At 66.6% G+C, this 26,944-nt stretch carries 25 protein-coding genes; 13 read left to right on the top strand and 12 right to left on the bottom strand.

The window, feature by feature from the left end:
- Positions 1-14: 14 nt before the first annotated feature.
- Positions 15-479 carry a bacterioferritin gene (gene bfr / locus PCA10_RS25160; RefSeq protein ID WP_016494907.1) on the top strand — a complete coding sequence of 155 codons (465 nt, stop codon included), beginning with the start codon at positions 15-17 and terminating at the stop codon, positions 477-479.
- A 204-nt stretch (positions 480-683) separates the two neighbouring features.
- On the opposite strand, the gene PCA10_RS25155 is transcribed toward bfr, so the two are convergent.
- Positions 684-1,664 carry an IS110 family RNA-guided transposase gene (locus tag PCA10_RS25155; RefSeq protein WP_016492035.1) on the bottom strand — a complete coding sequence of 327 codons (981 nt, stop codon included), beginning with the start codon at positions 1,662-1,664 and terminating at the stop codon, positions 684-686.
- Between the two features lie 408 nt (positions 1,665-2,072).
- Here PCA10_RS25155 and PCA10_RS25150 point away from each other — a divergent pair, with 408 nt between their 5' ends.
- Positions 2,073-2,975, top strand: a complete 903-nt coding sequence (locus PCA10_RS25150; RefSeq protein ID WP_016494906.1) for an EamA family transporter — start codon at positions 2,073-2,075, stop codon at positions 2,973-2,975.
- Here PCA10_RS25150 and cueR read toward each other — a convergent pair.
- The 3 genes from cueR to PCA10_RS25135 form a co-directional block, all read right to left on the bottom strand.
- Positions 2,941-3,342 carry a Cu(I)-responsive transcriptional regulator gene (gene cueR / locus PCA10_RS25145; protein WP_016494905.1) on the bottom strand — a complete coding sequence of 134 codons (402 nt, stop codon included), beginning with the start codon at positions 3,340-3,342 and terminating at the stop codon, positions 2,941-2,943. The two genes, PCA10_RS25150 and cueR, sit on opposite strands and share 35 nt — an antisense overlap.
- A 10-nt stretch (positions 3,343-3,352) precedes the next feature.
- The gene (locus tag PCA10_RS25140; RefSeq protein WP_016494904.1) at positions 3,353-5,737 is read right to left on the bottom strand and encodes a heavy metal translocating P-type ATPase; all 2,385 of its coding nucleotides are present in this window, start codon (positions 5,735-5,737) and stop codon (positions 3,353-3,355) included.
- 62 nt (positions 5,738-5,799) lie between these two features.
- Positions 5,800-6,168 carry a hypothetical protein gene (locus tag PCA10_RS25135; protein ID WP_016494903.1) on the bottom strand — a complete coding sequence of 123 codons (369 nt, stop codon included), beginning with the start codon at positions 6,166-6,168 and terminating at the stop codon, positions 5,800-5,802.
- A gap of 104 nt (positions 6,169-6,272) precedes the next feature.
- Here PCA10_RS25135 and PCA10_RS25130 point away from each other — a divergent pair, with 104 nt between their 5' ends.
- Positions 6,273-6,470 carry a heavy-metal-associated domain-containing protein gene (locus PCA10_RS25130; protein WP_016494902.1) on the top strand — a complete coding sequence of 66 codons (198 nt, stop codon included), beginning with the start codon at positions 6,273-6,275 and terminating at the stop codon, positions 6,468-6,470.
- A 106-nt stretch (positions 6,471-6,576) separates the two neighbouring features.
- Here the strand turns inward: PCA10_RS25130 and PCA10_RS25125 are convergent, their stop codons facing one another.
- A complete protein-coding gene (locus tag PCA10_RS25125; protein ID WP_016494901.1) occupies positions 6,577-7,197 on the bottom strand; it encodes a TetR family transcriptional regulator in 621 nt (206 codons plus the stop codon).
- Positions 7,198-7,344: 147 nt separating this feature from the next.
- Between PCA10_RS25125 and PCA10_RS25120 the strand changes: the two genes are divergently transcribed.
- From PCA10_RS25120 to PCA10_RS25110, 3 genes are all read left to right on the top strand, one after another.
- On the top strand, positions 7,345-8,508 hold the full coding sequence (locus tag PCA10_RS25120) for an efflux RND transporter periplasmic adaptor subunit (protein ID WP_016494900.1): 1,164 nt from the start codon (positions 7,345-7,347) through the stop codon (positions 8,506-8,508).
- Between the two features lie 14 nt (positions 8,509-8,522).
- A complete protein-coding gene (locus PCA10_RS25115) occupies positions 8,523-11,672 on the top strand; it encodes an efflux RND transporter permease subunit (RefSeq protein ID WP_016494899.1) in 3,150 nt (1,049 codons plus the stop codon).
- Between the two features lie 243 nt (positions 11,673-11,915).
- Positions 11,916-13,106 carry a Bcr/CflA family multidrug efflux MFS transporter gene (locus PCA10_RS25110; RefSeq protein ID WP_016494898.1) on the top strand — a complete coding sequence of 397 codons (1,191 nt, stop codon included), beginning with the start codon at positions 11,916-11,918 and terminating at the stop codon, positions 13,104-13,106.
- Here PCA10_RS25110 and PCA10_RS29870 read toward each other — a convergent pair.
- The 3 genes from PCA10_RS29870 to PCA10_RS25100 all read right to left on the bottom strand — a co-directional run bounded on the left by PCA10_RS29870 (position 13,103) and on the right by PCA10_RS25100 (position 15,655).
- A complete protein-coding gene (locus tag PCA10_RS29870) occupies positions 13,103-13,282 on the bottom strand; it encodes a hypothetical protein (RefSeq protein ID WP_081664068.1) in 180 nt (59 codons plus the stop codon). The genes PCA10_RS25110 and PCA10_RS29870 overlap by 4 nt on opposite strands.
- A gap of 106 nt (positions 13,283-13,388) precedes the next feature.
- Positions 13,389-14,402 (bottom strand): PAS domain-containing protein, encoded by a 1,014-nt coding sequence (locus PCA10_RS25105; RefSeq protein ID WP_016494897.1) that lies wholly within the window; start codon positions 14,400-14,402, stop codon positions 13,389-13,391.
- 236 nt (positions 14,403-14,638) lie between these two features.
- Positions 14,639-15,655 (bottom strand): zinc-binding alcohol dehydrogenase family protein, encoded by a 1,017-nt coding sequence (locus tag PCA10_RS25100; protein WP_016494896.1) that lies wholly within the window; start codon positions 15,653-15,655, stop codon positions 14,639-14,641.
- A 101-nt stretch (positions 15,656-15,756) separates the two neighbouring features.
- Between PCA10_RS25100 and PCA10_RS25095 the strand changes: the two genes are divergently transcribed.
- The 5 genes from PCA10_RS25095 to PCA10_RS25075 all read left to right on the top strand — a co-directional run bounded on the left by PCA10_RS25095 (position 15,757) and on the right by PCA10_RS25075 (position 21,173).
- Positions 15,757-16,671, top strand: a complete 915-nt coding sequence (locus tag PCA10_RS25095; RefSeq protein ID WP_016494895.1) for a LysR family transcriptional regulator — start codon at positions 15,757-15,759, stop codon at positions 16,669-16,671.
- Positions 16,672-16,826: 155 nt separating this feature from the next.
- Complete coding sequence (locus PCA10_RS25090) at positions 16,827-19,367, top strand: PAS domain S-box protein (protein WP_016494894.1); 2,541 nt, start codon at positions 16,827-16,829, stop codon at positions 19,365-19,367.
- 110 nt (positions 19,368-19,477) lie between these two features.
- Positions 19,478-19,744: a PepSY domain-containing protein gene (locus tag PCA10_RS25085; protein ID WP_041770443.1), complete on the top strand. Its 267-nt coding sequence runs from the start codon at positions 19,478-19,480 to the stop codon at positions 19,742-19,744.
- Positions 19,745-19,747: 3 nt separating this feature from the next.
- Positions 19,748-20,281 (top strand): cytochrome b/b6 domain-containing protein, encoded by a 534-nt coding sequence (locus PCA10_RS25080; RefSeq protein ID WP_016494892.1) that lies wholly within the window; start codon positions 19,748-19,750, stop codon positions 20,279-20,281.
- Between the two features lie 238 nt (positions 20,282-20,519).
- Positions 20,520-21,173 (top strand): 7-cyano-7-deazaguanine/7-aminomethyl-7-deazaguanine transporter, encoded by a 654-nt coding sequence (locus tag PCA10_RS25075; RefSeq protein ID WP_016494891.1) that lies wholly within the window; start codon positions 20,520-20,522, stop codon positions 21,171-21,173.
- 152 nt (positions 21,174-21,325) lie between these two features.
- On the opposite strand, the gene PCA10_RS25070 is transcribed toward PCA10_RS25075, so the two are convergent.
- From PCA10_RS25070 to PCA10_RS25055, 4 genes are all read right to left on the bottom strand, one after another.
- Positions 21,326-22,276, bottom strand: a complete 951-nt coding sequence (locus PCA10_RS25070; protein ID WP_016494890.1) for an adenosine deaminase — start codon at positions 22,274-22,276, stop codon at positions 21,326-21,328.
- Positions 22,277-22,718: 442 nt separating this feature from the next.
- Positions 22,719-23,303 (bottom strand): IMPACT family protein, encoded by a 585-nt coding sequence (locus PCA10_RS25065; RefSeq protein ID WP_016494889.1) that lies wholly within the window; start codon positions 23,301-23,303, stop codon positions 22,719-22,721.
- Positions 23,303-23,971, bottom strand: a complete 669-nt coding sequence (locus tag PCA10_RS25060) for a TetR/AcrR family transcriptional regulator (protein WP_016494888.1) — start codon at positions 23,969-23,971, stop codon at positions 23,303-23,305. The genes PCA10_RS25065 and PCA10_RS25060 overlap by 1 nt, the downstream gene beginning before the upstream one ends.
- Before the next feature lie 212 nt (positions 23,972-24,183).
- Positions 24,184-25,104: a LysR family transcriptional regulator gene (locus PCA10_RS25055; protein WP_016494887.1), complete on the bottom strand. Its 921-nt coding sequence runs from the start codon at positions 25,102-25,104 to the stop codon at positions 24,184-24,186.
- A gap of 121 nt (positions 25,105-25,225) precedes the next feature.
- Here PCA10_RS25055 and aptA point away from each other — a divergent pair, with 121 nt between their 5' ends.
- Both aptA and PCA10_RS25045 read left to right on the top strand, forming a co-directional pair.
- Complete coding sequence (gene aptA / locus PCA10_RS25050) at positions 25,226-26,572, top strand: omega-aminotransferase AptA (protein WP_016494886.1); 1,347 nt, start codon at positions 25,226-25,228, stop codon at positions 26,570-26,572.
- Positions 26,572-26,859 (top strand): cupin domain-containing protein, encoded by a 288-nt coding sequence (locus PCA10_RS25045; protein ID WP_016494885.1) that lies wholly within the window; start codon positions 26,572-26,574, stop codon positions 26,857-26,859. The genes aptA and PCA10_RS25045 overlap by 1 nt, the downstream gene beginning before the upstream one ends.
- Positions 26,860-26,944 lie beyond the last annotated feature (85 nt).

The raw sequence follows: 26,944 nt of genomic DNA, 5'->3' as shown, positions 1-26,944 counted from the left end.
CCGGAGATGCGTAGATGCAAGGCCAAGCCGAAGTGGTGGATTACCTCAAGGACCTGTTGCGCGGCGAACTGGCTGCCAGGGACCAGTATTTCCTGCATTCGCGGATGTACCAGGACTGGGGCTTCAACAAGCTGTTCGAGCGCATCAACCATGAGATGGAGGAGGAGACCCAGCACGCCGACGCCCTGCTGCAGCGCATCCTGTTCCTCGAAGCCACCCCGGACATGCGCCCGCGCACCATCCATCCCGGCCACACCGTGCCGGACATGCTGCGTGCCGACCTCAAGCTGGAATACGAAGTACGTGCCGCGCTGAGCAAGGGCATCACCCTGTGCGAGAAGCACAAGGACTACATGAGCCGCGACATCCTCGCCCTGCAACTCAAGGACACCGAGGAAGACCACGCCTACTGGCTGGAGCAGCAGCTGGGCCTGATCGACCGCATCGGCCTGGAGAACTACCTGCAGTCGCAGGCCTGATGGTTTCCGCCTGAACGAGAAGGGCCGCTTTTGCGGCCCTTTTTCATGTCGGCATGGACGGCCCCCCTACGGTCCTGATCGACACTTTTGGCTCCCTCTTGGGGTGAGGGCAGCCCTTCGGCCTGCTTGGCGAATGAATTCGCCCCTACAGGGCTGGGGTGAGTTCGTAGATACCATCTCTCCGATCAGATGCAACCGACCCTATCAGGTCGGTTGCGGCTGATAGGGTGTCTGCGTCTTGAGCACGCCATAGGCAATCTGCAACAGCTTGCGCATGGCGGCACCCAGGGCGCTCATCTTGGCTTTTCCCCGCGCCAGTAGACGTTGGTAAAGCGCTCTAACCGTGGGGTTGTACTGCTTGGCGACAATCGCGGCCATGTAGAGCTTGGCCCGCAGTCGAGGCTGCCCCGCCTTGGTCAAACGAGGTTTGCCCTTCACCGATGAGCCGGAGTCCCAAGGTCGTGGCACCAGGCCCGCAAAAGCCGCGCATTGTCGGGCAGTGCCAAAGTCGCGGCTGTGCAGAAACGCCAGCAGATGACGGGAGAGGACATCCCCGATGCCCTGGATGCTCTGCAGCAGCTGTCGGTTGCGTTTGAGCTGGTCGTGCCGGTCGATGTGATCGTCGATCTCTTGTTTCAGGCGCTCGGCTTCCTGGCGCAACGCACTGAGCATCGTATCGATGGAGGCCATTACGCTGAGGCTGGCCTGACTGACCTCGGCCTTTTCCCGCCGGTTCAGTTCGCGCTGAAGGTCCTCTTGCAGCGCCTCATAGCGCACGATCATCGCTTTCAGCTCGCGGATTTCCCGCGCTTCCGGCAACCAGCGCCGGGCCTTCTGGGTTGCGCCAAAACGGGCGAGCACCAGGCTGTCTTGTTTGTCCGTCTTACCACGAATGCCCTGGCTGCGCGCATAGTCGCGGACCTGCGCCGGGTTCAGGACAAAGACTTGAACGCCGCGCTCGTGCAGGTAATACGCCAAGGATTCGTGATAGACCCCGGTGGCCTCAAGGAACACCTTCAGTTCCCCGGCTGTGGCTCCGGTGTGCGTGCAACACCAATCAACCAACGCGGCGAAGTCGTCCACTTGATTGGTAAATACCTTGGTTTTGACCTTCAGACTTTCCGGGTCGCGTAGCCACAGACAGTCGAGCTTTTGCTTGCTGACATCGATTCCAATAACCGCCATCTCTCGATCCTTGCCTTGTTCATACAGCCTCACTCCGCTGGAGGGGCTTGGATACCATTCAGGAGTTGGAGAAGTGGGCCGGGAGCACAATCTACGAAACAGAGTCAGGCTCTCAGGATGGGAACGGCTTTCCCGGCCTTGGGCATCAAGGTAGCTAACCTCATTGCCCTGGAGAGATACAAGGATGGGTTGAGCGAAGCGATACCCATGCTGTCCGGAGTGATGGGTATCGCCGGCTCGCGGAACGCCGCCCGACCCATCCTACAGTCTGCTTCGTGCCTGCCGGCGAGAGTCACCCGCGCCCTTCGGGATAGGCCATACAACCTTCACAGTTTTCCCCGCCATCTGTATCCATACATTTCCGCCTCCGGCTGCTAGCGTGTGGCGATCTTTCCGGAGTCCGCCGCCATGCCGCTTGCGCACATTCTCCTGGCCCTGCTGGTCACCCTGATCTGGGGCGTGAATTTCGTCGTGATCAAGGTCGGCCTGGAGGACTTCCCGCCCCTGCTGTTCTGCGCCCTGCGCTTCGCCCTGGCGGCGTTGCCGCTGCTGTTCCTGCGCGGGCCGATGCCGGCGCCGTTCTGGCGCATCGTGCAGATCGGCCTGCTGCTGGGCGTGGTGAAGTTCGGGCTGCTGTTCGTCGGCATGCACCTGGGGATGCCGGCGGGGTTGTCGTCGCTGGTGCTGCAGAGCCAGGTGTTCTTCACCATCCTGATCGCCGCCCTGTTCCTCGGCGAGCGGCCGAGCCGGCGGGGGCTGGTGGGGTTGCTGCTGGCGGCTTCCGGGCTGGTGCTGATCGGCCTCGGCCGGCCCCTGGGGGACAGCCTGCTGGCCTTCATGCTGGTGATCGCCGCCGCGCTGGCCTGGGCCTTTGCCAATATCGCCACCAAGCGCAGCGGCGCCAGCGACATGCTGCGGCTGATCTGCTGGGTCAGCCTGGTCCCGCCGCTGCCCCTGCTGGCGCTGTCCTACGTCTTCGAGGGGCCTGAAGCCATCGCCAGCGCCCTGAGCCAACCGAGCTGGGGCGGCATCGGCGCGCTGCTCTACATCGCCTTCCTCGCCACCACGGTAGGGTTCGGGCTGTGGAGCTTCCTGTTGCAGCGCTACCCGGCCAGCCTGGTGACGCCCTTTGCCCTGGCCGTGCCGGTTTCCGGCCTGTTGTCCGGCTGGTTGCTGCTGGGCGAAGAACTCAGCGCGGCAGGCTGGATGGCCTGCGTGCTGGTGTTCGTCGGCCTGGTCATCACCGTGCTGCCCAAAAGCGCGCTCGACCGCGTCTTCAGTGGCAGCAGCCGCCTGACTCCAGGTCCTTGAGGATCGGGCAGTCGGGGCGGTGGTCGCCCTGGCAGTGCTCCACCAGTTCCTGGAGGGTGTCGCGCAGGCCGGCGAGCTCGGCGATCTTGCGGTTCAGCGCTTCGATATGGTCGCGGGCCAGGGACTTCACGTCGGCGCTGGCGCGCTGGCGATCCTGCCAGAGCTCAAGCAACCGGCCCACTTCCTCGAGGGAGAAACCCAGGTCCCGCGAGCGCTTGATAAAGGCCAGGGTGTGCAGGTCCTGGCTGCTGTACTGGCGGTAGCCGCTGTCGCTACGACCGGCCGCCGGCAGCAGGCCGATGCTTTCGTAGTAGCGGATCATCTTCGCGGTCAGCCCGCTTTGCTTCGCGGCTTGGCCGATGTTCATGGGGTGGTCCTCATTCTTCCGGCTTCCAGGTTTTCAGCAGCAGCGCGTTGCTCACCACGCTGACGCTCGACAGGGCCATGGCCGCACCCGCCACCACGGGGTTGAGCAGGCCGGCGGCGGCCAGGGGAATGCCGATCAGGTTGTAGATAAAGGCCCAGAACAGGTTCTGGCGGATCTTCGCGTAGGTGCGACGGGAGATATCCAGGGCCGCCGGCACCAGGCGCGGGTCACCACGCATCAGGGTGATGCCGGCGGCGTGCATGGCCACGTCGGTGCCTCCGCCCATGGCGATGCCGACATCGGCGGCGGCCAGGGCGGGGGCGTCGTTGATGCCGTCGCCGACCATGGCCACCACGGCGCCGCCGGCCTTGAGCGCGGCGACCTCGGCGGCCTTGTCCGCCGGCAGCACCTCGGCATGCACCGACTCGATACCCAGGGCCTCGGCCACCACCCGCGCGCTGCCCCGGTTGTCGCCGGTGATCAGGTGGCTGTGGATATCCCGTGCGCGCAGGGTCGCCACGGCCTCCGCGGCACCTTCCTTGAGCGTGTCGCCGAAGGCGAACAGGCCGATTACGCGCCGCTGCGGCTCCAGTTCCAGCAGCCAGGACAGGGTGCGGCCTTCGGCCTCCCACTCCTTGGCGCTCGCGGCCAGATCACCGGGCGGCAGCCCCTGCTCGTCCAGCAGGCGGCGGTTGCCCAGGGCCAGCAGGCGGCCGTCCACCCGGCCCTGGATGCCGCGCCCGGCCAGGGCCTGGCTGGCGTCCACGGCGGGCGCCTCGAGGCCACGCTCGGCGCAGGCATCCAGCACCGCCTTGGCCAGCGGGTGTTCGCTACCGCGTTGCAGGGCGCCGGCCAGTTGCAGCAGGGGAGCCTCGTCGCCGTCGGTGGTCGCCAGGTGGGCGATGCGCGGGCTGCCGGAGGTGAGGGTGCCGGTCTTGTCGAAGGCCACGGCCTGGACAGCGTGGGCCACCTCCAGCGCTTCGGCGTCCTTGATCAGGATGCCGTGGCGCGCGGCAACGCCGGTGCCGGCCATGATGGCGGTGGGGGTGGCCAGGCCGAGGGCGCAAGGGCAGGCGATGACCAGCACGGCCACGGCGTTGATCAGCGCGGTTTCGATGCCCGCGCCGGCCAGGAGCCAACCCACCAGGGTGGCGAAGGCGATCAGCAGCACCGCCGGGACGAACACCTGGCTGACCCGGTCCACCAGCTTCTGGATCGGCGCCTTGGCCGCCTGGGCGTCTTCCACCAGGCGGATGATCCGCGCCAGGACGGTTTCCCCGCCCAGGGCCGTGGTGCGCACCAACAGCCGGCCTTCGCCATTGATGGCGCCAGCGGTGACGCGGTCGCCGGGCTGCTTGGGCACCGGCAGGCTTTCACCGCTGATCAGGGCTTCGTCGGCGTGGCTCTGGCCGTCGCTCACCTCGCCATCGGCGGGGAAGCGTTCACCGGGTTTCACCACCAGCAGGTCGCCCAGTTGCAGGGCGGCGATGGCGACGACCTGCTCCTGGCCGTCCCGCAGGCGGGTGGCGTGTTCCGGGCGCAATGCTTCCAGGGCGCGGATGGCGGCGCTGGTCTGGCGCTTGGCGCGGCTTTCCAGGTACTTGCCCAGCAGCACCAGTGCGATCACCACCGCCGAGGCTTCGAAATACAGGTGCGGCATGTGGCCGGGGTGCGCGGCCCACCATTGGTAGAGGCTCAGGCCGTAGCCCGCACTGGTGCCGATGGCCACCAGCAGGTCCATGTTGCCGGCGCCGGCCTTCACGGCTTTCCAGGCCGCGCGATAGAAGCGCGCGCCGAGGATGAACTGCACCGGCGTGGCCAGGGCGAACTGCGCCCAGGCCGGCAGCATCCAGTGCAGGCCGAAGGGTTCCAGCAGCATCGGCAGTACCAGCGGCGTGGCCAGGACCAGGGCCAGCAAGACCGCCCAGCGCTCGCGACGCAGGCGTGCCTGGGCGTCGTCCAGCGGTGGCTTGCTCTCGTCTATCAGGCTGGCGGAGTAGCCGGCGGCCTCCACCGCCTGGATCAGCCGCGAGGTGTCGGCTTCACCGAACAACTGCAGGTGGGCGCGTTCGGTGGCCAGGTTCACCGTCACCCCGGCCACCTCCGGCAGCTTGCCCAGGGCGCGCTCGACTCGGCCGACGCAACTGGCGCAGGTCATGCCGCCGATGGCCAGCTCCAGGCGCTGGGCCGGTACCTCGTAGCCCGCTGCCTGCACCGCCGCCACCAGGGCCGGCAGGCTGTCGCCGGGGGCCTGGACGCGGGCCTGCTCGGTGGCGAGGTTGACGCTGGCGGCCTGTACACCCGGCACCTTGCTCAGGGCGCGCTCCACTCGGCCAGCGCAACTGGCGCAGGTCATCCCGGCGATGGGCAGGTCGAATGCGATGGGGTTGCTCATGGGTTGATCCTCCTTGGCGTGAGGCTAGGATCAACCTTGACCCGATGGCAAGGTCAAGGCCTTCACTGGAAGGCGTTGGTCGGTATCAGGTAGAGCCCTTCGGTGCTCTGCGCCAGGCGGAATTTGCGCACTTCGCCGGCGCGCAGGGTGATCGCCTGCTGGCGCAGCTGTTCGATGCCCGGCCGGCAGGGTCCGGGGCCGAGCAAGCCGAGGCGGATCGACAGCGGCCCCGGCGGCAGGTTGAAGGAGAAGAGCTGGCCCTGGACCAGGCGCGCGGCCAACTGGTCGTCCAGGTAGAGGCCGACGTCACAGGCGGTGGCGAGCTCCAGGCGCTCACGGGAAACGATCAGCACGGCGTAGTCCAGCGCCGACTGGGCCGGGGCCTGCCAGGGCAGGGCGAGGAGGGTGAGAAGGGCGATGACGCGGTTCATGGCGCAGGTCCTCTGCGGGCGACAGCTCAAGTGTAGAACGCCCCTTGACCTTGCCATCGTGGCAAGGATGAAACTGTCCACAGGCTCAAGACAGGAGAACCACCATGCAGGTATTCAAGGTTCAAGGCATGTCCTGCGGACATTGCGTCCGCGCCATCACCCAGGCCGTGCAGGCGCTGGACCAGGCCGCCGAGGTGCAGGTCGACCTGGCGGCCGGCGAAGTGCGGGTGGCCAGCCGGCTGGCTGAAGAGCAGGTGCTCACCGCGATTCGTGACGAAGGCTACCCGGCCGAAGCCGCGTAAACATTTACCCACTCGGCACGGGCAGCTCCCTGTAGGAGCGAATTCATTCGCGAAGGGCCGCGCAGCGGCCCGTTGTTCCAGATCGCGAACGAACTCGCTTCTGCAATCAATCCCAATCCTTCACCAGCCCACGGAACATCGCGTCCAGCATGGGCTCGGAGTCGGTCAGCGGGTCGAACAGCTTCGGGTCGCGGGTCCAGTCACTGAACAGTCCCACCAGCAAGCCATGCACCGCCCGGGACGCCAGCAACGGCGTGATGCCCGGGCGCAGGCGCTCGCGGCAGGTGGGGCGGTCGAACAGGTCGTGGGAGAGCTGGATGAACTGGTCGACGAAGGCGTAGTGGCGCTCTTCGGCCTCGCGCAGTTCCTCGGTGAATTCGCAGCGGTGCAGCAGGATGGTGAAGATGCGCTGGCGCTGGGCATCCTTCGCCAGGTTGACCACGGCGTCCAGGCACAGGTCGCGTAGCGACAGCATCGGGTCCTGGCCGTTGCAGCCGTACAGACGCTCGATCATCTGCTCCGGGGGCAGGCGTATCTGGCTCAGCATTTCGTTGAACAGGTGCGCCTTGTTCTGGAAATGCCAGTACACGGCACCACGGGTCACCCCGGCGGCGCGGGCGATCTGTTCCAGCGACGTGCGTGCCACCCCGCTCTCCAGGAACAGGTGCTCGGCAGCGTCGAGGATGGCGATGCGGGTTTTCTCTGCTTCTTCTTTGGTTCTGCGCATAGCAGTTAGGCCAATTCTGACTAGGCTTCTTGTTTGGGGGACGGAGTGTACCGATTTTCCAGGGTACACAGCCGTTTACACACACAAATGAATGTATAGCTCAGCGCCTGCTTCGTTTGCCGACTCGGCACCGTATGGAGACACCTTATGCCGTTTGCTCGCCGCCTTCCCTTCAATCTTGTGCTTTGCGTCACAAGCGCCCTTTTCGTCGGCATGGTCCATGCCGCCGACGGCGCCCCACCGGCCCCCGAGGTGCTGGTGGAAGTGGCCAAGTCGGGCCCGCTGCCGCTGGTGCTGGAGTATGCCGGGCGCACGGCAGGCTACCGCGAGGTGGAGGTACGGGCCCAGGTCAGCGGCATCCTCCAGCAGCGCACCTACACCGAAGGCAGCCGGGTCAAGGCGGGCCAGGTGCTGTTCCGCATCGACCCGCGTACCTACGAGGCCGCCCTGGCGCGGGCCAAGGGTGCCCTGGCCCAGGAGCAGGCGCGCTACCGGCAGACCGAGCGCGACCTCAAGCGGACCCGCGAGCTGCAGAAGAAGGGCTACGCCAGTGAGAGCGAGCTGGACAACGCCATTTCCAATTTCGAACAGAGCAAGGCCAACGTCGAGGCCGCCCAGGCCGAGGTGAAGGCCCGGCAGATCGACCTCGACTACACCACGGTGGAAGCGCCCATTTCCGGCATGACCAGCAAGGAGACCCGCTCCGAAGGCAGCCTGATCGTGGCCAACGATCCCAACGGCAGCCTGCTCACCCAGCTCACCCAGCTCGATCCCCTCTACGTCAACTTCGCCTACCCGGATACCGAGGCCGAGCGCATGCGCGAAGGCGTCAAGAGCGGCAAGATCCAACTGCCGCCGGACGGCCTGCTCAGCGCCGAACTGAAGTTCGGCGACGGCTCCAGCTACCCGCTGGCCGGCCGGGTGGATTTCACCGACAGCTTCGTCAATACCGGTACCGGTACCGTCAGCGCGCGGGCCGTGGTGCCCAACCCGGAGCAGAAGTTGTTGCCCGGCATGTTCATGCGGGTGCTGGTGAAGGGCTTCACCCGCCCGGACGCCATCACCGTGCCGGAGCGAGCCCTGGCCCAGGGGCCGCGCGGCACCTTCGTCTACGTGGTGGACAAGGACGGCATGGCGCGGGTGCGCCAGGTGAAGACCGGCGACACGCGGGACGGCCGCTGGGTGATCGAGTCCGGCATCAGCGCTGGCGACCGGGTAATAGTCGACGGCCTGCCCAAGGTACGGCCCGACTCGCCGGTGAAAGCGGTGGAGGCCAAGGCCCCCGCTGAATCCGCCGCCAAGCAGTCCTGACAGGAGCGCACGCCGTGATCTCGCGCTTCTTTATCGACAGACCCGTCTTCGCCGCGGTCATCTCCATAGTCGTGGTGCTCGCCGGCTTGTCCGCCATGCGTGCATTGCCTATTGCCCAGTACCCGGAAATCCTCCCGCCGCAGGTGGCGGTGAGCGCCGTCTACCCCGGCGCCAGCTCCCAGGTGATCGCCGAAACCGTGGCCGCGCCCCTGGAACAGGAAATCAACGGCGTGGAGGGCATGATCTACCAGCTGTCCAACTCCGACAGCAGCGGTGTCATGAACCTGACCGTGTACTTCGAGGTGGGCACCGACCCCGACCAGGCCACCATCGACGTCAACAACAAGGTCCAGGCGGCGTTGGCCAAGCTGCCGGAAGAGGTGCGCCGGCAAGGGGTGAAGGTGGAGAAGAAATCCTCCGACATCCTCCAGGTGGTCACGCTGTTCTCGCCGGACAACTCCCGCGACCCGATCTTCATCAGCAACTACGCGTTGATCAACGTGATCGACGAGCTCAAGCGCATCCCCGGTGTGGGCGACGCCAGCCAGTTCGGCTCCAAGGACTACTCCATGCGCATCTGGCTGCGTCCGGACAAGCTGGCGCAGTACGACCTCACCCCCAGCGATGTGGTCAGCGCCATCCGCGAGCAGAACTCCCAGTTCGCCGCCGGCAGCTTCGGCCAGCAGCCGCTGAACCAGCCCCAGGACTTCACCTACACGGTGACCACCCAGGGCCGCTTCACCGATCCCAAGGAGTTCGAGAACGTCATCCTGCGCTCCGACGCCACCGGCGCCAGCCTGCTGCTCAAGGACGTGGCGCGGGTTGAGCTGGGCGCCCAGGACTACTCCCTGATGACCTCGTTGAACGGCCAGCAGAACGCCGCCTTCGGTATCTACCTGCAGCCGGGCGCCAACGCCCTGGATACCGCCGATGCGGTGATCGAGACCATGGACCGGCTGGCCAAGCGCTTCCCCGAGGGCATCGCCTACAAGATCCCCTACGACACCACCAAGTTCGTCAAGGTCTCCATCGAGGAGGTGATCCACACCTTCTTCGAGGCCCTGCTGCTGGTGGTGCTGGTGGTCTACATCTTCCTGCAGAACTGGCGCGCCACGCTGATCCCCGTGCTGGCCATCCCGGTGTCGCTGGTGGGCACCTTCGCCGGCATGTACATGCTCGGCTTCTCCATCAACCTGCTGACCCTGTTCGGCATGGTGCTGGCCATCGGCATAGTGGTGGACGACGCCATCGTGGTGATCGAGAACGTCGAACGGGTGATGGCGACCAAGAAGATCGGCCCGCGCGAGGCGGCCATCGAGGCCATGGAAGAGGTGACCGGGCCGATCATCGCCATCGTCCTGGTGCTCTGCGCGGTGTTCATCCCGGTGGGCTTCCTCGGCGGCCTGGCAGGGCAGATGTACCAGCAGTTCGCGATCACCATCGCGGTCTCGGTGGTGATTTCCGGCATCGTCGCCCTGACCCTGTCGCCGGCCCTCTGCGCCCTGATGCTCAAACCGACCCACGGCGAGCCGGCGGCCCCCTTCCGCTGGTTCAACCGCTTCTTCGAGCGCGTCACCAACGGCTATGGCGCCGGCGTGCAGTTCTTCCTCAAGCGCTCGGCGCTGGGTGTGCTGGTGTTCGCCGCGATGATCGGGCTGCTGGTGATCCTCTTCGGCCGGGTGCCCGGCGCCCTGGTGCCGGACGAGGACCAGGGCTACGTGCTCAACGCCTACTTCCTGCCGCCGGCCGCCTCGCTCACCCGTACCGAGCAAGTCACCGGCGCCGTCACCGAGGAGCTGATGAAACACCCGGCGGTGCAGGACGTGGTCACCTTCGCCGGCTTCGACATCCTCACCTTCGGCTCGCGCAGCAACGCCGGCGTGTCCTTCGTGCCGCTGAAAGACTGGAGCGAGCGCACCACCCCCGAGCTGGACGCGCGCAACCTCACCCGCACCTTCATGGGCATGGGCGCGGGGCAGAAGGACGGCATCGTGCTGTCGTTCAACCCGCCACCGATCACCGGCATGAGTACCACCGGCGGTTTCGAGGCCTACATCCAGGACCGCAGCGGCGGCACCGTGCAGCAGCTCGAACAGGTGGTGCAGAAGTTCGTCGCGGCGGCGGCCAAGCGCCCCGAGCTGGCGGGGGTGAACACCACCTTCAACGCCAACGTGCCGCAGTACTACATCGACCTGGACCGCACTAAGGCACGGGCCCTGGGCGTGGCGATCAGCGATGTGTTCACCGCCATGCAGGCCACTTTCGGCAGCTACTACGTCAACGACTTCACCCTCTACGGACGCACCTGGCAGGTGAGCCTGCAGTCCGAGCCGGAGTTCCGCCGCAAGCCGGACGACCTCAGCCAGGTCTATGTGCGCTCGACCAGCGACGACCTGGTGCCGCTGTCGTCGCTGGTGCGGGTGGAGCGCATCCTCGGTCCCGACTCCTACGCGCGCTTCAACGTCTACCCGGCGGCCAAGGTGCTCGGCGGGCCGGCGCCGGGCTTCAGCTCGGGGCAGGCGTTGGCGGCCATGCAGGAAGTGGCCAGCGAGGTGCTGGGCGAGGACTACACCCTCGGCTGGATCGGCTCGGCCTACCAGGAACTGGCCACCCACGGTTCCGGCAGTACTGCGTTCGTCTTCGGCCTGATCATGGTGTTCCTGATCCTCGCCGCCCAGTACGAACGCTGGACTCTGCCCATCGCGGTGGTCACCGCCGTGCCCTTCGCGGTGTTCGGCGCCATCCTCGCGGTCTGGCTGCGGGGGATCCAGAACGACGTGTACTTCCAGGTGGGCCTGGTGACCCTGATCGGCCTGGGGGCGAAGAACGCCATCCTCATCGTCGAGTTCGCGGTGCTCTGCCGCGAGCAGGGCATGGGACCGGCGGAGGCGGCGCTGGAGGCGGCCAAGCTGCGCTTCCGTCCCATCGTGATGACGTCCCTGGCCTTCATCCTCGGTTGCGTGCCGCTGGCCATCAGTACCGGCGCGGGCTCGGCGAGCCGCCACTCCATCGGCACCGGGGTGATCGGCGGGATGCTCGCCGCGACCCTCATCGCCACCTTCTTCATCCCCATGTTCTACATGCTGGTGGAGAAGGCCTCGGACTGGCTGGACAGCAAGAAGAAACGCAACACGCCGACGGCCGAAGAGGCGCACGAAAGTTAGTTGGTGAAGAAAGTAGGAGCGAGCTCTGCTCGCGAAGAAGCCGGGCTCGCGAGCAGTCGGTAGCCCGGATGAAATCCGGGGGAAGTCCGACCGCCGCTCCCGGATTTCATCCGGGCTACGATTTGCCGCATGGCGAGTTCAGCGCCTACGAACATTGGCACCTCGGCGCAGGAAAGCCGCTCCGGCCGGACATCCCCTGTTACTATCTGGCGCCTGATCCGCAAGGGACGGCGCCAGCCCACCATGACTTTCCGCATCCTCCTGCTTCTCGGTGCTCTCAGCGCCTTCGGCCCCATGGCCATCGACTTCTACCTGCCGAGCTTCCCGGCCATGGCCGAGGCCTTCGCCACGGACGTGGAGCATGTGCAGCTGACCCTGGCGTCCTACTTCGTTGGCCTGGCGCTCGGCCAACTGGTCTACGGCCCGCTGGCGGATCGCTTCGGCCGCCGCCCGCCATTGCTGGTGGGCGTGACCATCTTCACCCTGGCCTCGGTTGCCTGCGCCCTGGCGCCCAGCCTCGAGTGGCTGATCGTGGCGCGCTTCATCCAGGCGCTCGGCGGCTGCGCCGGCATGGTGGTGTCGCGGGCGGTGGTGCGTGACCTGTGCGATCCGATCGGCTCGGCCAAGGCGTTTTCACAACTGATGCTGGTGATGGGCCTGGCACCCATCCTCGCGCCGTTGGGGGGCGGCCTGCTGCTGGGGTTGTTCGGCTGGCAATCGATCTTCTGGGGGCTGACCCTGTTCAGCGTGCTGGTGCTGCTGGGCGTGGCGTTCTGGCTGCCGGAGACGCTGTCCGAGGTGACCCCGCGGGCACCCTTGCGTGGCGCCCTGGGGCAATACCGGCGGCTGTTCGGTGACTGGCAGTTCCTCGCCTACGGCATGACCGGCGGCCTGGCCATGGCCGGGATGTTCGCCTACATCGCCGGTTCGCCCTTCGTGTTCATCCAGTTGTATGGCGTGCCGGCGGAGCACTACGGCTGGCTGTTCGGCCTCAATGCGGCGGGCTTCATCCTGGTGGCGCAGATCAACGCCCTGCTGGTGCGACGTCGCGGCCCGGCGTTCTGGATGCGGCGGTTCATCTGGGTCTATCTGCTGTGCGCCCTGGTGTTGCTGCTGGTATCCAGCCTGCGCACCGAGGCGCTGTGGCCGCTGATGCTGCCGCTGTTCGTCTGCATCGCCAGCCTCGGATGCATCCTGCCCAACGCCTCGGCCTGCGCCATGGCCGGTCAGGGTCAGAACGCAGGTAGCGCCTCGGCGCTGATGGGCAGTCTGCAATTTACGGTGGCGGCTGGTGCCGCCGCCCTGGTAGGGGCGCTGCACGACGGCAGCGCTTTGCCCCTAGCCCTGGTCATCAGCTTGTGCGGCCTGGGGGCAGTCGCGTGCGCGCTGTTGACCTGGCGCCTCGACCACAACGGCCAGGCGCCTCTGGGCTAACTCGCCTGTTGTCGAGAGAGTTCCGGCAATTGGTGAGGTGCCTTGAGGCGGGCCTCCAGAACGCTGACGAAACGGCGAGCTTCGGCCTCGCTGCGAAAACTCACCGCATGCTGGTCCAGGCAAACCTGCCAGCTGCCACCCTGCGGGGTGGCGGTCGGACGAACGAGAATTTTCACCTCAGTCATCTCCCAATCGAGTGGCGGGGAAAGTCAGTGTAGACCTGCCTACATGACAGAAAATGACCTGGATCAAGCAGCCGACTGATGGTCGCAACGCGCCGTTTCAGCTCGGCTCGCGGCCCGCTGGCTGAGGCTGCGAGGTGCGCTTTTCAAGGGTGTCGAGTAACTCCTGGTAACGATTCTCGCTTTGCCGCAAGGCGTCGCGGGCGTACTTCAGTGCGCTGAAATCGATGTCCACGCAGTAGAGCTCCAACTGGTTGTTCAGGTTGCGCAGCAGCAGGTGGCTGGAGAACACCGTCACCGGGCTGCCGTCGCGGCGCTGCAGGGTCAGCTCGCTGGCTGGCAGGCTCTGCCCGCCGATCATCCAGTTGTTGATGTCCGCCACCACCTGGGCGCGCATGGCCGGAGGGATGATCAGCTCTTCCAGGCGCCGGCCCATGGCCTGCTCCACCGTATAGCCGTAGAGCTGCTCGCTGGCGTGATTCCAGTAGATCACCCGGCGCTGGCGGTCGTAGCCCTGCACGGCGATGCGTGGGGTCTGCTCGAACAACTGGCGGAAGCGCAACTCGCTGGCCCGCAGGGCCTCTTCGTCACGCTTCTGGCTGCTGATGTCCTGCAGGGTGCCGAAGGCTCGCCCGTTGTCCTGGGCTTCGCCGCGCAGGGCCAGCCATACCGTCTGCTGGTTGCTGGGGAGGTTGAGGCGGGCGTTCACCGCCAAGTCCGTGCCCTGCTGCAGCAATGCCTCCAGGCCGCGTTGCAGGTGGCCGCGGTCCGCCGGGTGAAAGCGGTTGAGCAGGCCTTCCAGGTCGTCCTCCGTGGTGTCGCCGAGGATGCGCCGGGCCCCGGGGCTCCAGGCGAAGGTGCGGTCGTATTCCCAGTTGCCCAGGGCGGCGTCGCGCTGGGCCTGTTCCAGTTGCTGGCTGGTGCGCCGCAAACCCTGGCGCAGGTGTTCGCGACCCAGGCGGTGGCGGCGTTCGAGGAAGAAAATCAGCAGGGCGCTGAGCAGGAGCAGGCCGAGCACGCTCGCCAGCCCCGTGCCCAAGAGCAGGAGCCAGGCGCCGGCGCAGAGCAGGTAGAGGCCCGCGCGCAGGGCGGGCCGGGCAAGGGTTGCGTACATCCCGGACCCCGGCGAAGGAAAGCGAGGCGGCGCGGCCGGCCGCTGGCGAAACCAGGAAAAAGTCTAGCCGCTTCGCACGCCCGTACCGAACCGTTCGCCTGCCCGTCGGCTCGCTGGTCAGTAACCGTAGGAGCGAGCTCTTCTCGCGAACAGCCCGAGCGCGGCCGTAGCCCGGATGAAATCCGGGAACCGTGGCGGGTCGATTCCCCGGATTGCATCCGGGCTACCTGGAGAGATCAGGCAAAGCCTTCCAGCACGATCTTGCCCTTGGCCTTGCCGCTTTCCAGCAGCGCGTGGGCGCGGCGCAGGTTGGCGGCGTTGATGGTTCCGAAGTGCTCGCCGACGGTGGTCTTCAGGGTGCCGGCGTCGATCAGCTGGCTGACCCGCTCCAGCAGGCGGTGTTGTTCGAGGATGTCCGGGGTCTGGAACATCGAGCGGGTGTACATGAACTCCCAGTGCAGCGACAGGCTCTTGCGCTTGAGCTTGGCCACGTCCAGGGCTGCCGGGTCGTCGATCAGGCCGAGGCGGCCCTGGGGTGCCAGGGCTTCCACCAACTGGTCCAGGTGCTGGTCGGTCTGGGTCAGGCTGGCCACGTGGGTGACCTGGGTGAGACCCGCGCGGCGCAGTTCCTCGGCCAGCGGCTTGCTGTGGTCCAGCACATGATGGGCGCCCAGCTCGCGGACCCAGGCCTGGGTTTCCGGGCGGGAGGCGGTGCCGATCACGGTCAGGCCGGTGAGCTGGCGGGCCAGCTGCACCAGGATCGACCCCACACCGCCGGCGGCACCCACCACCAGCAGGCTCTGGCCCAGATCGGCCTTGCCTTCGGCGATTTGCAGGCGCTCGAAGAGCAGCTCCCAGGCGGTGATGGAGGTCAGCGGCAGCGCGGCGGCCTGGGCGAAGTCCAGGCTGTTCGGCATGTGCCCGACGATGCGCTCGTCCACCCGGTGGAGTTCGGCGTTGCCGCCCGGGCGGGTCAGGTCGCCGGCGTAGAACACCCGGTCACCCGGCTGGAACAGGGTCACCTCGCTGCCCACGGCCTTGACCACACCGGCCACGTCCCAGCCCAGCACCTTGGGTTGGCCGGCTTCGGGCGCGGCGTTGCGACGGACCTTGGTGTCCACCGGGTTGACCGAGATGGCGCGGACTTCCACCAGCAGGTCGCGGGGACCCGGCTGCGGTTCCGGCAGCAGGATGTCCTGCAGGGAGTCGGGATTGTCGATGGGCAGGTTGTGGAAGTAGGCGACGGCTTTCATCGGGGTTCTCCGGCTGAGGGCTTGATGGGGCGCATGGTCGGTTATTTCGCTGGCAAGAAAAATCGGCTAGAAAGCGACAGTCTTTCAAAGGAATTTTGAAAATGCTGCGCCTCGACGACCTCGCCCTGTTCGTCAGCACCGCTGACCACGGTAGCCTCTCGGCCGCCGCCCGCAAGCTGGACGTCTCGCCAGCCGTGGCCAGCGCCGCCCTGAAGCGACTGGAGCAGCAACTCGACGCCCGTCTGTTCGCACGGTCCACCCGCAGCCTGCGCCTGACACCCGACGGCGAGCAGTTCCTCGCCCATGCGCGCGCCGCCCTGGAGAGCCTGGCCCAGGGCCAGCGCCAGCTGGCTGGCGGCCGTGAGGACATCGCCGGGCTGCTGCAGCTGTCGGCACCCTCTGACTTCGGCCGCAACGTGCTGCTGCCCTGGCTGGATGCCTTCCAGGCCGAGCACCCCAGGCTCGGCTTGCGCCTGCATCTCAGCGACCGGGTCGCCGACCTGTTCCGCCAGTCGGTGGATATCGCCATTCGCTACGGCGAGCCGGAGGACTCCAGCCTGGTGGCGTTGCCCCTGGCCGCCGACAACCGCCGGGTGCTCTGCGCCTCGCCCGAGTACTTCGCGCGGCACGGACGGCCACGCCAGCCCGAGGACCTGGCCGGTCACAACTGCCTGCTCTACCAGTTGGGTGGGCGCATCCATGACCGCTGGAGCTTCAGCGAGGGCCGCCGCGAGCAGGTGGTTGCCGTGTCCGGCGACCGCGCCTGCGACGACGCCGATGTGGTGCGGCGCTGGGCCGTGGCCGGGCAAGGGCTGACCTACAAGTCCTGGCTCGACGTGGCCGGTGACGTACGTGCCGGGCGTCTGGAGCTGGCCCTGACGCAGTATCGCGGCCAGCCCACGCCGCTGAACCTGATCTGCCCCCACCGCGCCCAACTGAGCAAACCGGTGCGGTTGCTGCGCGAGTTCGTCCAGGCGCGTTGTGCCGCGCTGCTGGTGGACGCCCCCTGGGGGTAAGTGCCCCTCGCCGCCAAGTCGACGTCTGATCCTGGAATTCCGCTATCGTCTGGATTAGCCCTGGCCTGCGTGGAGAACCCCGTGGCTGAGTTGCCGTCGACTTGTCTGAATCCTGCCGGACGCACGCCCGGCGCATGCCGTGGGAGGTCGGGTTGATGCCACGCATCCGCGAGCCCGGCACCTTCCTGCCGACCCTGCTGCTGATGTTCTTCGGCTACCTGCTGTTGGCCCTGGGGGCCGTCTGGTTGTCACGTCAGCCGGGCAGCATCGCCACCCTCTGGTACGCCAACGCCCTCACCGTGGCCCTGCTCTGGGACCAGCCGCTGCGTCGCTGGACACCCTTGCTGGTGGCGGCGATGCTCGCCGACCTGCTGGCCAACCTGGCCTTCGACGGCAACCTGGTGCTGGCCGCCGGCTTCATCCCGCCGAACTTGCTGGAGATCATTCTCGCCGCTTCCCTGCTGAGGGTCAGTGGCGCCGCGCTGCGCATGAACGAAAGCCCCGGCGCCTTCCTCCAGTTCATCGTCTTCGGCGCCCTGTTGCCGCCGCTGGCGGGGGCTTGCCTCGGGGCGAGCATCCTGGCCTGGCAGGGGCTGGACTCCTTCGAGCGCGGCTGGATGTACTGGGTGGAGGGCGCCATGCTCGGCGCCGTTTCGGTACTGCCCCTGGCGGTCTGGCTGCGCCAGCACGGCTGGTGGGAACTGTTTGGCGAGCGTCGCCGCCGCGAGCTGCTGCTGTATGTCGGCCTGGTGCTGCTGGGCACGCCCATTTCCCTGCTGTGGCTGCCATTCCCCTTCGTCTATGTGTCGCTGCCGCTGATGATCGCCGCGGTACGCCTGAGCTTTGCCGGCACCGCGCTGCTGGTGGCCTTGGCCTCGCTGAGCGGCGGGCTGATCATCGCCCTGGGGCATCTGGATTCCCCGCCCATGGACAAGGGCTGGCGCGAACTGCTGGTCTACCTGCCGCTGCTGCTGTCCCTCCTGCCGGCCCTGCAGCTGGCCTCGGCCGTGGAGCAATTGCGCAAGCGCCGCCACGAGCTGGTTGCCAGCGAAACCCGCTTTCGCGATGCCATGGACCACTCGGCCATCGGCATGGCCCTGGTGGGCCTGGATGGTCGTTTGCAGCGGGTCAACCACGCCCTCTGCGACATGCTCGGCTACAGCGAGGACGAACTCATCACCCTGAGTTTCCAGGACCTGACCCATCCCGACGACTTGGCCGGCGACCTGGAGCTGGTGCGGGAAATCCTCGCCGGCCGGCGCCACAGCTACCGCCTGGAAAAGCGCTACCTGCACCGCAGCGGGCGGGAGATCTGGGGTTTGCTGGCGGTATCCCTGGTGCGTGACCACGACGGCGAGCCGCTCTACTTCATTTCCCAGGTAGAAGACATCGACCGCCGCAAGCGTGCCGAGGAACGCGAGGCCGAGCTGGCGCAGCGCTACTCGGTGGCCACCGAAGCCAGCGGGGTCGGCGTCTGGGAATGGGACCTGGCGAGCGACCGGCTGCTCTGGGACGAGGGCATGTACCGCCTCTACGGCCGCAGCGCGGGCGACGAGCTGTCCTACGCCGACTGGCGTACGCACCTGCACCCGGACGACGCCGCCCGCGCCGAGCGTGAAGTGCTGGCGGCGCGGGAGGGCAGCCAGCACCTGGACATCGAGTTCCGCATCCTGCGTGCCGACGGCGGCCAGCGGGTGCTCAAGGGCCACGCGCGGCTGGTGTGCGATGGCGACGGCCGTCCGCTGCGCATGGTCGGCACCAACTGGGACGTCAGCGAGTTGCGCCAGTTGGCCGAGCGCCTGCGCGACGAGCGTGAGCGGTTGCAGGTGACCCTCGATGCCATTGGCGACGGCGTCATCACCACCGATCTGGAGGGCCGGGTCAGCTTCCTCAATCCGGTGGCCGAACGCTTGAGCGGCTGGCGCAGCGACGAAGCCCAGGGGCTGCCCATCGAACAGGTGCTGCTGCTGGAAGGCGAAGACGGCCGACTGGTGACCAACCCGGTGCGCGACTGCCTGGAGCAGGGCAGCGCCGCCAGCCTCCAGGGCCTGGCCTCGCTGCGCCATCCGGCCGGCGGCACCATCGCCCTGCGCGGCCAGGCGGCCCCCATGCGTTGTGGCGAAGGCGCGCTGCTGGGCTGTGTGCTGGTGCTCACCGATGTCAGCGAGGCGCGGGCCATGCAGAAGCACCTGCGCTATGCCGCGACCCACGATGCCCTGACCGGCCTGCTGAACCGCTGGGCCTTCGAGGATGCCCTCGTGGAAAGCTGCCGCGAGGTGCTGCAGAACGACAGCCACAGCGTGCTCTGTTTCATCGACCTGGACCGCTTCAAGCAGGTCAACGACAGCGCCGGGCATGCCGCCGGCGATGAGCTGTTGCGCCAGCTCGGCCGCCTGATGCAGGCCCAGGTACGCAGTGGCGACCAACTGGCGCGCCTGGGCGGCGACGAGTTCGCGCTGATCCTGCGCAGCTGCCCCTTGCCCCGCGCCGAGCAACTGGCGGCGCGGCTGATCGAGCAGATCCAGGGCCTGGCGCTGACCTGGGAGGGGCAGGAATTGCGGGTCGGCGCCAGCGCCGGCCTCACCTGCATCCACAGCGGCAACGCCCAGCCGGCGGAACTCCTGAAACAGGCTGATACAGCTTGCTACCGGGCCAAGCACGCAGGTCGGGGTCAATTCGCTGTCGAACATCGCTGAGACGAGCGGGCCGGCATATGACAGCCGCCAAGGCCTGGCCTAGTCTCCAACGACATGGCAATGAGAAAGCGATGCATTGCCCTCGGCCCCAATCACTCGAGGTCTACACCATGCGCAAGCTGCTACTTATCTCCCTGGCCCTGGTCAGTCCGCTGACCTTCGCCAAGACCGAATGCACCACTGCCGACAAGGCCACATGGCAGGACCAGGCCAAGTTCCAGGAAAACCTCAAGGCCCAGGGTTACGACATCAAGAAGTTCAAGGTGACCGCCGGCAACTGCTACGAGATCTATGGCTGGGACAAGGACAAGCGCAAGGTCGAGATCTACTTCAACCCGGTGGACGGCACGGTGGTGAAACAGGAAATCGAGGACTGACGAGTGAGCGCCCCGACCGTCCGCCTCTGGGACCCGGTAATACGTATCTGCCACTGGTCCCTGGTGATCGCCTTCATCAGCGACTACTGGCTCAACGAGGCGGGTGACGGCTGGCACCGCTGGCTCGGCTATTACGCCGTGGCGGTGGTGCTGGTGCGCCTGGTCTGGGGCTTCATCGGTCCCCCATCGGCGCGCTGGTCGGACTTCTGGCCGCACCCGGCGCGCCTGTGGGCCCACGCCAAGGCGCTGCTCAGCGGCGGCCACCATCACCGCATGGGGCACTCGCCCCTGGGTGGGCTGGTGATGATCCTCATGCTCCTGCTGATGTTCGGCCTGGGCGTCACCGGCTACCTGATGGAGGAAGTCGACTACTTCTGGGGCGAGGACCTGCCCCGGGACATCCACGTATTCATGGCCGATAGCCTGTTCTGGCTGGCCTGCCTGCATATCTTCGCCGCCCTGGTGGAAAGCGTGCGCATGCGCGAGAACCTGCCCTGGTCCATGGTGACCGGACGACGCAAGGTGCGGGAGCCATAGCCTTGTAGGATGGGTCGGGCGGCGTTCCGCGAGCGAAGCGAAACCCATCGAGCGGAGTTGACCGGGGCGCAGGTGCGTCCCTCCAGATTTCGCAAATCGTAGCCCGTAGGGTGGTTCGCGCTTGCCGACCAACCGGCTTTTCCTGACGCACGGGTCAGGATAGAATGCGCGCCGTCGTTGGCCAGGTGGCCGCGACATGGGTTCCCTCACCCCATCGGCAAAAAGGATGAAAATCACCATGCCCGCTGCACTGCAAACGGTCTGGCGCCCCGCGCTGACCGGCCTGATCGCCTTCCACATCTTCATCATCATTGCCAGCAACTACCTGGTGCAGTTGCCTATCACCCTGTTCGGCTGGCACACCACCTGGGGCGCGTTCAGCTTTCCCTTCATCTTCCTGGCCACCGACCTGACCGTACGCCTGATGGGCAAGGCGGCCGCGCGCCGGGTCATCGCCCGGGTCATGCTGCCGGCGCTGCTGGCGTCCTATGTGGTCTCCGTGCTGTTCCAGGCAGCGAGCTTCCAGGGCTTCGCGGCACTGGGCGAATTCAACCTGTTCGTCGCGCGGATTTCCCTGGCGAGCTTCCTCGCCTACGTGCTGGGCCAGGTGCTGGACATCCAGGTGTTCGATCGCCTGCGTCGGCTGAAGGCCTGGTGGGTCGCGCCAACCGCCGCGACCATCTTCGGCAACCTGCTGGACACCTTCGCCTTCTTCTCGGTGGCCTTCTGGCGCAGCGACGACCCCTTCATGGCGGCCAACTGGGTGGAAATCGCCACGGTGGACTACGGCGTGAAGCTCACCATCAGCCTGCTGCTGTTCGTGCCGCTGTACGGGGTACTGCTGAATGGCCTGCTGCGGCTGCTCACGCCGCGTACCGCGCCTACCGTATAACCGCCACGCACACCTGCCTGTGTAGGTTGGGTCGGGCGGCGTTCCGCGAGCGGAGCGAAACCCAACAAGCGGACTCGCGCCCCAATCGTTGGGTTTCGCTTCGCTCTACGCCAACCTACGAAAAGCGTTATGCGCGCACCGGCGGTTGTACGTCATTTCACCAGACGGGCATCCAGGCTGTTCTGCGCCAGGCGCCTGGCCTGGTCTTCGGTCATGCCCAGGTGCTCGTGCAGGGCCGCGAAGTTCTCTGTGACGTAGCCGCCGAAGTAGGCCGGGTCGTCCGAGTTCACCGTCACCTTCACGCCGCGCTCGAGCATCTCGAGGATGTTGTGCTGGCGCATGTGGTCGAACACGCAGAGCTTGATGTTGGACAGCGGGCAGACGGTGAGCGGGATCTGCTCGTCGATGATGCGTTGCATCAGGCGCTCGTCCTCGATGGCGCGCACACCGTGGTCGATCCGCTCGATCTTCAGCAGGTCGAGGGCCTCCCAGATGTACTCCGGCGGGCCTTCTTCACCGGCATGGGCGACGGTGAGGAAGCCCTCGGCGCGCGCCCGGTCGAACACCCGCTGGAACTTGCGTGGCGGATGGCCTTTCTCGGAACTGTCCAGGCCCACGGCGATGAACGCGTCGCGGAAGGGCAGGGCCTGGTCAAGGGTCTTCTGCGCTTCGTCCTCGGAGAGGTGGCGCAGGAAACTGAGGATCAGCCCGGAGCTGATGCCCAGCTGCTCGCGGCCATCCTCCAGGGCCTGGCGGATGCCGGCCAGCACCACCTCGAAGGGCACGCCCCGGTCGGTGTGGGTTTGCGGGTCGAAGAAGGGCTCGGTGTGGATCACGTTCTGCGCCTTGCAGCGTTCGAGGTAGGCCCAGGTCAGGTCGTAGAAGTCCTGCTCGGTGCGCAGCACATCGGCGCCGGCGTAGTAGAGATCGAGAAACTCCTGCAGGTTGTTGAAGGCGTAAGCGCGGCGCAGGGCCTCCACGTCGTTCCAGGGCAGGGCGACCTTGTTGCGTTCAGCCAGGGCGAACAGCAGCTCGGGCTCCAGGGAGCCTTCCAGGTGCAAGTGAAGTTCAGCCTTGGGCAGGGCGTTGAGCCAGTCGTACATGGTGGGTTCTCGTTATCAGGCAAGGTTGCCGGCAAGTTTAACCCTTGCCGGGCCGAATTCATTCGCCAGGGGCGCCCGTTGCCGGTGCAGGGTGGATCAGACTTCTGGTTATTTATTGATCAGCTTGCCGCAAGTGCCGGCCGCCCTGGCCCGCAGCGGATATTCCCAAGCTTATCCACAGTCTTTTCCCCGGCCGGGGTGGACAAGACGGCCCGTGGCGGTAGTCCGTTGCGCGACCTTGGTGCATGACGGAATGCACCGGAAATCAGTTGCTTAGCTTTGGGGCGGGGAATGAGTCCTGGGCTGGGCAAAAAGCGAACAGTTCTCGCTAAGCCGCGCTGCTGAAGGGTTCCAGCGAAAAGCCCACGAGTTATCCACAGCGAGCTCCACAGAAAATGTGGGTGGGTTGCTGATCCTTGTGGGAGCGAATGAAGCCCGACCTCTACAACCGCTTGAGTGCCAGCCGCCCCCGGCTGATGTCCCGCAGCAGCCGTTCCAGGTCGGCGATCCGGCCTTCGGGCAGGGCCAGTACCAGCTCTGCTCCTTCGCCATCGAAGCGCTCGCTTTCCAGCAGCGCGTCGAACTCGCCGAGGCGGGCCTTGAGCAGGGGCAGTTCGGCGAACCCGGGGTGGCAGCTGATGCGGCTGCGCGCCACCAGCTCCACGCGCGCGCCGTGCTGCAGGCATTTCGCCGCGCTGCCACCGTAGGCGCGGGCCAGGCCGCCGGTGCCGAGCTGGATGCCGCCGTAGTAGCGGATGACCAGCACCGCCACCTGGTCGCAGTCCTGGCCCTCGATGGCGGCCAGGATCGGCCGGCCGGCGGTGCCGCCGGGTTCGCCGTCGTCGCTGAAACGGTACTGGTTGCCCAGCTTCCAGGCCCAGCAATTGTGGGAGGCGGCGGGCTCGGACAGGCGTGCGATGAAGGCCTGGGCTTCCTCGACACTGGCCACCTGGGCGGCATGGGCGATGAAGCGGCTCTTCTTGATCTCCTCGCGGTATTCGGCGGGAGCGGACAGCGTGTAAGGCATCAGGCGTTCGCGGGCGGCGTCAGGCCGCAGCCCTTGAGGATGATCTGGATGAGGTTCTGCGTGGCCGCTTCGAAGTCGTCCTTGGTCAGGCGCTTGCGGCCGGTGACGCGGCAGATCTGGGTGCCGAAGTCGGCGTAGTGCTGGGTGCTGCCCCAGAGCAGGAAGATCAGGTTCACCGGGTCCACCGGGTCCATCTTGCCGGCGGCGATCCAGGCTTCGAACACCGCCGCGCGGCCCTTGAACCAGGCGCGGTAGTCCTGATCGAAGTGGGCCTCCAGGCAGCTGCCCCCGCTGATGATCTCCATGGCGAAGATCTTCGAGGCCAGCGGGTGGCGGCGGGAGAACTCCATCTTGGCGCGGATGTAGCGGGCCAGGGCCTCGGCCGGGTCGTCCTCGGCCGTGAGGGTGTTGAAGGTACTGTCCCAGAGCTCCAGGTGGTTGCTCAGCACGGCGATGTACAGCCCCAGCTTGTTGCTGAAGTAGTAGTGCAGGTTGGCCTTGGGCAGGTCCGCGCGCAGCGCGATGGTGTTCATGCTGGTGCCTTTGAAGCCGTGGCGGGCGAACTCTTCCTCGGCGGCGGCAAGGATCAGCTCTTCGTTCTTCTGACGAATGCGGCCAGCGGGTTTCGCGGCTGGGGTCGGGCTGTGGGCGGGCACCAGTGATGTCATGGGTTTCCAGATTCTGACGGGGAAATGGGCGTCTGCACTGATAACCCAGGATGGCCCGTGGGACAAGCCGAAACTGTAGCGGCGGTCAGGTTTTTCGCGGGATTTCGGTGCGCGGGTCGTAGGTTGTGGCTGAGCGATGCGAAGCCCAACATCCCCGCCTCGCCAGCCCAGGTTGGGCCGCGCTGCGCTTGGCCCAACCTACAGTCACCCCGTCAACTGGTCGCCGCCAGCGCCTCCAGGAAGCTCTCCAGCACCAGGTGCGGCCGACGCCCCTTGCGGGTCACCGTGGCCAGGGAGAGGTCGTAGAAGCGGCTTGCCGGTTTCAGCGCCCGCAACCGGCCCTGCTGCACCCAGAAGGTGGCGTAGTGATCCGGCAGGTAGCCGATGTAGCGGCCGGTGAGAATGAGGAAGGCCATGCCTTCGCGGTCCGAGGCGCTGGCCGTGCAGTGCAGCGCCTGGTAATGGGCCTGGATGTCGGCCGGCAGGCGGAAGGTGGGGGCGATGGCCTCCTGTTCGTTCAGGCGCGGATCGCTGAGCTGGGCGTCGTCGGCGTAGAACAGTGGATGCCCCACGGCGCAGTACAGCAGCGAGCGCTCGTCATACAGCGGCTGGTACTCAAGACCCGAGAGGGCGGCGGTCTGCGGCACCACGCCAACGTGCAGGCGGCCGTCGAGCACGCCTTGCTCCACCTCGCTGGGCGGCGTCATGCGGATGTTGATCTGCACGTCCGGCCCGCGTTCCTTCAGGCGCGCCAGGGCGTTGGTGATGCGCATGTGGGGCAGGGTCACCAGGTTGTCGGTGAGGCCGATGTTCAGCTCGCCGCGCAGGTGCTGGTGCAGGCCATTGACCTCGGTGCGGAAGGTTTCCAGCGACGCCAGCAGCTGCATGGACGACTGGTACACCTCGCGACCTTCCTCGGTCAGGGCGAAGCCGGCGCGGCCGCGCTGGCACAGGCGCAGGCCGAGGCGCTGCTCGAGGTCGCTCATCTGCTGGCTGATGGCCGAGCGGCCGATGCCCAGCACGCTCTCGGCGGCGGAGAAGCCGCCGCACTCCACCACGCTGCGGAAGATGCGCAGCAAGCGGATATCGAAATCGCTGACCTGTGCCAGCGGCTCGGGGCGACGGCTGCTCATGGTTTAGTGGCCTCTAACCTAAAGATTTGAAAAGTTGGATTTTCGTGACTTTATGCCCATGGCAATGTCGGCATCAAGTTGCTTTTCGAACCTCAGAACAAGACCCCACCCGAGGCCACTCATGAACATGCCGCAGACCGCACAGCTTCCCCTGGCCAGCCAGCTCAAGCTCGATGCCCACTGGATGCCCTTCTCCGCCAACCGCAATTTCCAGCGCGACCCGCGCCTGATCGTGGCCGCTGAAGGCAGCTGGCTGATCGATGACCAGGGCCGTCGCATCTACGACAGCCTCTCCGGTCTGTGGACCTGCGGCGCCGGTCACTCGCGCAAGGAAATCCAGGAAGCCGTGGCCAAGCAGCTCGGCACCCTCGACTACTCCCCGGGCTTCCAGTACGGCCACCCGCTGTCCTTCCAGCTGGCCGAGAAGATCGCCAACCTGACCCCCGGCGAGCTGAACCATGTGTTCTTCACCGGTTCCGGCTCCGAGTGCGCCGACACCGCCATCAAGATGGCCCGCGCCTACTGGCGCCTGAAAGGCCAGCCGAGCAAGACCAAGCTGATCGGCCGTGCCCGTGGCTACCACGGCGTGAACGTGGCCGGCACCGCCCTGGGCGGCATCGGCGGCAACCGCAAGATGTTCGGCCAACTGATGGACGTCGACCACCTGCCCCACACCCTGCAACCGGGCCTGGCCTTCACCAAGGGCGCAGCGGAAACCGGCGGCGTGGAGCTGGCCAACGAGCTGCTGAAACTGATCGAACTGCACGACGCCTCCAACATCGCCGCCGTGATCGTCGAGCCCATGTCCGGCTCCGCCGGCGTGCTGGTGCCGCCGGTGGGCTACCTGCAGCGCCTGCGTGAAATCTGCGACGCCAACAACATCCTGCTGATCTTCGACGAAGTGATCACCGCCTTCGGCCGCATGGGCACCATGACCGGCGCCGAGTACTTCGGCGTGACCCCGGACCTGATGAACGTGGCCAAGCAGATCACCAACGGCGCCATCCCCATGGGCGCGGTGATCGCCAGCCGCGAGATCTACCAGACCTTCATGAACCAGGCGACGCCCGAGTACGCCGTCGAGTTCACCCACGGCTACACGTACTCCGCCCACCCGGTGGCCTGCGCCGCGGGCCTCGCCGCCCTGGACCTGCTGGAGAAGGAAAACCTGGTGCAGCAATCGGCCGAACTGGCCCCGCACTTCGAAAAGGCCATCCACGGCCTGAAAGGCGCCAAGCACGTTGTCGACATCCGCAACTGCGGCCTGGCCGGCGCCCTGCAGATCGCCCCCCGTGACGGCGACGCCATCGTGCGTCCGTTCGAGGCCGGCATGGCCCTGTGGAAGGCCGGCTTCTACGTCCGCTTCGGCGGCGACACCCTGCAGTTCGGCCCGACCTTCAACGCCAAGCCGGAAGAACTCGACCGCCTGTTCGACGCCGTCGGCCAGGCCCTGCAGGGCGTGAATTGATGAGCCAGCGCCCGCAGGCGGTCCCGACCGTGCAGGTGGACAACGCCGAGGTCATCGTCACCGAGTGGCGCTTCGCCCCCGGTGCCGAGACCGGCCGCCACCGCCATGGCTACGACTACGTGGTGGTGCCCATGACCAATGGCACCCTGCTGCTGGAAACCCCGGAGGGCGACAAGCACGCCCCCCTGGTGGCCGGCCAGAGCTACTTCCGCAAGGCCGGCGTCGAGCACAACGTGATCAACGCCAGCGACCACGAAGTGGTCTTCGTGGAAACCGAAATCAAGTAACGCACGGACGACCCCCTCTCCCTCCGGGAGAGGGCCGGGGTGAGGGCAGCTCCCGCCCCTCGGTCTGTCCGGCGCCGCAAAGACA

It is taken from the genome of Pseudomonas resinovorans NBRC 106553 (assembly GCF_000412695.1).
GTDB classification, from domain to species: domain Bacteria; phylum Pseudomonadota; class Gammaproteobacteria; order Pseudomonadales; family Pseudomonadaceae; genus Metapseudomonas; species Metapseudomonas resinovorans_A.
This window is presented reverse-complemented; position numbering and strand designations above follow the sequence as displayed.

Bases quoted from the DNA above. Each gene is read 5' to 3' on its own strand.
- PCA10_RS25110 (WP_016494898.1), top strand. From the start codon at position 11,916: ATGACTTTCCGCATCCTCCTGCTTCTCGGTGCTCTCAGCGCCTTCGGC.
- PCA10_RS25090 (WP_016494894.1), top strand. From the start codon at position 16,827: ATGCCACGCATCCGCGAGCCCGGCACCTTCCTGCCGACCCTGCTGCTG.
- PCA10_RS25075 (WP_016494891.1), top strand. From the start codon at position 20,520: ATGCCCGCTGCACTGCAAACGGTCTGGCGCCCCGCGCTGACCGGCCTG.
- PCA10_RS25095 (WP_016494895.1), top strand. From the start codon at position 15,757: ATGCTGCGCCTCGACGACCTCGCCCTGTTCGTCAGCACCGCTGACCAC.
- PCA10_RS25155 (WP_016492035.1), bottom strand. From the start codon at position 1,664: ATGGCGGTTATTGGAATCGATGTCAGCAAGCAAAAGCTCGACTGTCTG.
- PCA10_RS25140 (WP_016494904.1), bottom strand. From the start codon at position 5,737: ATGAGCAACCCCATCGCATTCGACCTGCCCATCGCCGGGATGACCTGC.
- PCA10_RS25060 (WP_016494888.1), bottom strand. From the start codon at position 23,971: ATGACATCACTGGTGCCCGCCCACAGCCCGACCCCAGCCGCGAAACCC.
- aptA (WP_016494886.1), top strand. From the start codon at position 25,226: ATGAACATGCCGCAGACCGCACAGCTTCCCCTGGCCAGCCAGCTCAAG.
- bfr (WP_016494907.1), top strand. From the start codon at position 15: ATGCAAGGCCAAGCCGAAGTGGTGGATTACCTCAAGGACCTGTTGCGC.
- PCA10_RS25065 (WP_016494889.1), bottom strand. From the start codon at position 23,303: ATGCCTTACACGCTGTCCGCTCCCGCCGAATACCGCGAGGAGATCAAG.
- PCA10_RS25105 (WP_016494897.1), bottom strand. From the start codon at position 14,402: ATGTACGCAACCCTTGCCCGGCCCGCCCTGCGCGCGGGCCTCTACCTG.
- PCA10_RS25120 (WP_016494900.1), top strand. From the start codon at position 7,345: ATGCCGTTTGCTCGCCGCCTTCCCTTCAATCTTGTGCTTTGCGTCACA.
- cueR (WP_016494905.1), bottom strand. From the start codon at position 3,342: ATGAACATCGGCCAAGCCGCGAAGCAAAGCGGGCTGACCGCGAAGATG.
- PCA10_RS25085 (WP_041770443.1), top strand. From the start codon at position 19,478: ATGCGCAAGCTGCTACTTATCTCCCTGGCCCTGGTCAGTCCGCTGACC.
- PCA10_RS25045 (WP_016494885.1), top strand. From the start codon at position 26,572: ATGAGCCAGCGCCCGCAGGCGGTCCCGACCGTGCAGGTGGACAACGCC.
- PCA10_RS25135 (WP_016494903.1), bottom strand. From the start codon at position 6,168: ATGAACCGCGTCATCGCCCTTCTCACCCTCCTCGCCCTGCCCTGGCAG.
- PCA10_RS25100 (WP_016494896.1), bottom strand. From the start codon at position 15,655: ATGAAAGCCGTCGCCTACTTCCACAACCTGCCCATCGACAATCCCGAC.
- PCA10_RS25070 (WP_016494890.1), bottom strand. From the start codon at position 22,276: ATGTACGACTGGCTCAACGCCCTGCCCAAGGCTGAACTTCACTTGCAC.
- PCA10_RS25130 (WP_016494902.1), top strand. From the start codon at position 6,273: ATGCAGGTATTCAAGGTTCAAGGCATGTCCTGCGGACATTGCGTCCGC.
- PCA10_RS25125 (WP_016494901.1), bottom strand. From the start codon at position 7,197: ATGCGCAGAACCAAAGAAGAAGCAGAGAAAACCCGCATCGCCATCCTC.
- PCA10_RS25150 (WP_016494906.1), top strand. From the start codon at position 2,073: ATGCCGCTTGCGCACATTCTCCTGGCCCTGCTGGTCACCCTGATCTGG.
- PCA10_RS25055 (WP_016494887.1), bottom strand. From the start codon at position 25,104: ATGAGCAGCCGTCGCCCCGAGCCGCTGGCACAGGTCAGCGATTTCGAT.